The sequence below is a fragment of the Cupriavidus sp. WS genome (assembly GCF_000395345.1).
GTDB lineage: Bacteria > Pseudomonadota > Gammaproteobacteria > Burkholderiales > Burkholderiaceae > Cupriavidus > Cupriavidus basilensis_B.
The window spans coordinates 1-852 of record NZ_AQPL01000727.1; the positions used below are offsets into that span (position 1 = coordinate 1).

The 852-nt window shown below is 71.1% G+C and carries 1 protein-coding gene; it reads right to left on the reverse strand.

Annotated features, from left to right (window positions below; translation table 11 throughout):
* Positions 1 to 834, reverse strand: an 834-nt coding sequence (locus K206_RS40640) for an HAD-IC family P-type ATPase (protein ID WP_231401750.1), incomplete at its 3' end; no start/stop codon positions are given.
* Positions 835 to 852: the final 18 nt, after the last annotated feature.

Here is an 852-nt window from a genome sequence, read left to right on the forward strand (position 1 = left end):
TTCCAGCAGGATGATGCTGGCCGACTCCTTGGCGATGTCCGCGCCGGTGTCCACCGAGATGCCGACGTCCGCGGCCTTCAGCGCCGGGGCGTCGTTAATGCCGTCGCCAAGCACGCCGACCACCCGGCCGCGCGCCCGCAGGGCCTTGACGACGGCCGCCTTGTGGGCCGGCGTCAGCTTGGCGAACAGCACCGTGCGCTCGGCCAGCTCGCCGAGCGCCTGCGGCGACATGCCGTCGAGTTCGGCGCCGAGCACCGGCCGCCCGACGTCGAGGCCCACCTCGCGGCAGATCTTGCACGCGATCACCGGACTGTCGCCGGTCAGGACCTTGACCTCGACGCCGCCACGGCGCAGCGCTTCCAGCGCGGGCGCCGCGCTTTCCTTCGGCGGATCGATGAACGCGATGTAGCCGAGCAGGATCAGCCCGGCTTCGTCCGCCACCGAGTACGGATGCGTGTCCGGCGCCGGCGGCAAGGCCTTGTAGGCGATCGCGATGACGCGGAAGCCGTCGGCATTGAGCGCGTTGCACACCGCCATCAGCGCGTGGCGGTGCGAGTCGTCCAGCGCCACCGCCTCGCCCGCGAGCTCGGCGCTGGCGCAGGCGGCGTAGACCTCCTCCACCGCGCCCTTGCACACCAGCAGCCTGCCCTGCGGCCCCTCCACCACGACCGACATGCGGCGCCGCTCGAAATCGAACGGCACCTCGTCGATCTTGCGGTACTCGCCGGCCTTGCGCAGCGCCTCCCCCACCTCCTCGTGGAGCAGGACCGCCTTGTCCAGCAGGTTGTGCAGGCCGGACTGGTGGAAGCTGTTCAGGTAGGCGAACTCGAGCACGCGCGCGGTTTCCTGCCC